Origin of the sequence: Shewanella sp. SG41-4, assembly GCF_014164505.1 — a bacterium.
Classification (GTDB): domain Bacteria; phylum Pseudomonadota; class Gammaproteobacteria; order Enterobacterales; family Shewanellaceae; genus Shewanella.
On the sequence record NZ_JACJFI010000341.1, the window covers coordinates 1 to 3,542 of the forward strand.

4 protein-coding genes are annotated in these 3,542 nt (G+C 42.7%); all 4 read right to left on the minus strand.

The genetic code is table 11. From position 1 onward, the window contains the following. Window positions 1-801: FtsW/RodA/SpoVE family cell cycle protein (locus tag H5202_RS19285; RefSeq protein ID WP_220493936.1), on the minus strand; the 801-nt coding region annotated here is incomplete at its 3' end. Continuing rightward, the gene (gene mrdA, locus H5202_RS19290) at window positions 783-2,639 is read right to left on the minus strand and encodes a penicillin-binding protein 2 (RefSeq protein ID WP_182773489.1); all 1,857 of its coding nucleotides are present in this window, start codon (window positions 2,637-2,639) and stop codon (window positions 783-785) included. The genes H5202_RS19285 and mrdA, both read right to left, overlap by 19 nt. Before the next feature lie 129 nt (window positions 2,640-2,768). Continuing rightward, the gene (gene rlmH, locus H5202_RS19295) at window positions 2,769-3,239 is read right to left on the minus strand and encodes a 23S rRNA (pseudouridine(1915)-N(3))-methyltransferase RlmH (protein ID WP_101088699.1); all 471 of its coding nucleotides are present in this window, start codon (window positions 3,237-3,239) and stop codon (window positions 2,769-2,771) included. Beyond that, entirely contained in the window at window positions 3,239-3,541 is a 303-nt protein-coding gene (rsfS, locus tag H5202_RS19300) for a ribosome silencing factor (RefSeq protein WP_182773490.1), read from the minus strand. Before rsfS ends, rlmH begins: the two co-directional genes overlap by 1 nt. Window position 3,542 lies beyond the last annotated feature (1 nt).

Below are 3,542 nucleotides of genomic sequence, written 5' to 3' on the forward strand. Positions count from 1 at the left end.
GTCGGTATGTCGCTCTGGTAAAAACTCTAATTGTGATTGCGTCCCATCAAGCCAACCTTTGCCCCAAAGCCCACCAGAACCAATGGCAATTTTAGATTGGATAATATGATAACCCGCACCGAGAGGATCTTGCTCAGGATTAAACAAGGTTAATACTCGAGTGCGTTGATAATCGTGCATCAAGAAAAACCATAGAACGGGTAAAAAGATCAAAATGGCGGTAACAAAGCCGCCTACAATTAACCAACTCATACCGGATAAAAACAACACGAATACCCCAGAAGCCGCGACCAAAATAGAGGTACCTAAGTCTGGTTGTTTAGCAATGAGTAATGTTGGGATCAGTAGGATTATAACGCCACCGGCCAGATAACGCTTTTTGGGTGGCAGTGGAAACTTGCTGATATACCACGCCATGGTAATGGGGAAGGCTAGCTTGATAAGTTCCGATGGTTGAAATTCCATAAAACCTAAGTTTAGCCAGCGCTGAGCGCCTTTATTAATCGTGCCGAAAAGTTCAACACCAATGAGTAATGCTACCCCAGCAAGATAGATAGGCAACGCCCAACGTCTGAGAATTTCAGGATTTACTTGTGCAAAGCAAAACATCACGCCCAACGACAACGCCATGCGCACCAGTTGGCGCTCCATCATTGCAGGGTCTTCGCCACTGGCAGAATAAATTACAAAAAGACCAAAGCTCATTAAGATAATGATGCCGATGAGTAATGGCACATCTAAGTGTATTTTTTGCCAAAACGATTTTTGATATGCATGATTATTCACGGTTTTACCGTCCATTCGTCTCGTAAAATATACTCATCGAGCAATGCTCGTGCTAGCGGGCCGGCATTGGCGCCACCCCAACCGGCATTTTCTAACACGACTGCTAAAACAATACGAGGGTTTTCATAAGGTGCGTAAGCAACAACTAATGCATTATCGCGCAAGTGTTCTGCGATAGTGTCGGCATTGTATTTTTGATCTTTGGCTACACTAAATACTTGTGCTGTACCTGTCTTCATTGCTGCAGTATAGGTGGCATCTGTAAAGCGAGATTTGTCGGCTGTTTGACGCATAGCCTCATTAATGATGTCCCAATTGCGTGGATTTTTAAGCTCTATTGGGGCTTGCTCATCAATGGGCGTATCAATTTTAACGGTACTGTTTTTAAATGATTTTAATAGATGAGGCGTAAAGCGCTTACCTTTATTTGCCATGATAGTCACGGCATTAGCAAGCTGTAAGGGGGTAGTAGTCCAATAACCCTGGCCAATACCGACCGAAATAGTATCGCCATTATACCAAGGCTGATTGTATCTCATTCTTTTCCAGTCTCGAGATGGCATAACGCCATCCGATTCTTCAAAAATATCAATGCCAGTACTTTTGCCAAATCCAAAACGGTCCATAAAAATTGCCATTCTATCAATGCCAACCTTATAGACGAGGTCATAAAAGAAAATATCACAAGAGTCGACAATCGCATGATAGATATCTACCCAGCCATGACCCCATTTTTTCCAATCGCCCCACTTGCGATCGACCCCTGGCATTTGCCAATAGCCCGGATCCCAAATGCGCGTGCGTTCGTTAATGATTTGTTCTTCTAAACCGAGTAACGCAACATGCGGTTTGATGGTTGACGCTGGGGAATATTGCCCTTGGGTTGACCGGTTAATTAGTGGCCGTGATTTATCGTTCAATAGGTCATTATAAGCTTTAGAACTAATGCCGTGAACAAAAGGGTTCGGGTCATATGATGGGCTTGAAATCATAGCTAAAACACCGCCATCTCTTGGGTCTATGGCGACTACGGATCCTTTACGGCCGGCAAGCAGCTCCATGGCTTTTTGCTGTAGTTTGAGATCCAGTGTGAGATAGATATCTTGTCCTGGTGTTGGCGGGGTAACTTTAAGCGTGCGGATCACTCTGCCACGATTATTGACTTCTTCTTCGAGGTGACCAGGGATGCCATGAAGTAAACTTTCATAGAATTTTTCAATGCCTTGCTTACCAATATCTTTAGTTGCAGCATAGTTTTTCCACTGACTGCTTTTTTCAAGTAAGGCCTTATCACGGCTATTAATTTTGCCGACATAGCCCAATACATGAGTCATTAGTGCATTATAGGGGTAATGACGTTTAAGACCTGCTTCAACATAAATGCCAGGAAATTTATATTGATTAACACTAAAAATGGCGACTTGTTCGTCGGTTAATTTACTTTTAATGGTTAACGGCTTAAATCGACGATGAAACTTTAAGGTTTCAGTGATAGTTTCGCGCTCATCTTCAGATAGTTCAATGAAGGTATTAAGCTCGTCTAAAGTCGCAGTAATATCATCGACTTTTTCTGGGATTAGTTCTAAAGAATAATAAGGTTGGTTTTCGGCTAATAGTACGCCATGACGGTCGTAAATTAACCCTCTGCTAGGTGGAGTCGGAACCACACGGATACGGTTATCATTTGAACGAGTTTCATAGTCTTTGTAAGAGACAACTTGAAGATGATAAAGATTCGAAAATAAGATGCAGAGTAGTAAGAATACGCAAATAAAAGTGAATAATGCACGGCGTTTAAATAGCGCTGCCTCTGCGGCGTGATCATGCATGGTAATGCGCTTTTTTGGCGACACTTATGCCATCTCCGTCGTTACCGAATGAAAGGTTGAATTATAGAAGGTCACAGTATCAGCTGTTGAACATGAAAAAAAGAGTTGCATGATAATCATTATCGATAAGCTTAGTTATTCATGCGACTAAGTTTATTCTCTGTGATACGGATGATTGTTATTGACGCTCCAAGCTCGATATAGGCTTTCTGCAACAATAACCCTAACCAAAGGATGAGGTAAGGTTAGGGCAGATAAACACCAGCTTTGGTTGGCCGCCTCTTTACAAGCAGGTGAAAGTCCTTCTGGGCCACCAATAAGTAAGCTGACATCTCTACCATCTAGTTGCCACTTTGTCATTTGCTCGGCAAGTTCTGGTGTTGTCCAGTTTTTACCGGGTAAATCTAAGCTGACAATGTGGTTACCTTTTGCTACTGCCGCTAGCATTAACTCGCCTTCCTTGTGTAAAATTCGGGCGATATCAGCATTTTTCCCGCGTTTCCCTGCTGGGATTTCGATGAGTTCCAAAGCCATATCTCTAGGGAAACGGCGTTGGTATTCTTCGAAGCCTCGGGTTACCCAATCGGGCATTTTGGTGCCAACGGCAATAAGCTGTAACTTCATTAGACGCTGTGTTCAGACCAAAGTTTTTCCAGCTCGTAGTAATCACGAGTTTGTTCTTGCATCACATGCAAAATAACTGAGCCTAAATCAACTAATACCCATTCACTGCTGTCACGACCTTCGACCCCAAGAGGTTGCACGCCAGCATTTTTTGCTGACACGATTACGTGCTCACCAATAGATCGAACGTGTGTTTTCGATGTACCAGTACAAATGATCATAGTGTCGGTAATGGTTGACCGCTTAGATACATCTATAACAGTAATATTTTTTGCTTTTAAATCATCGACAAAGTCGATGATT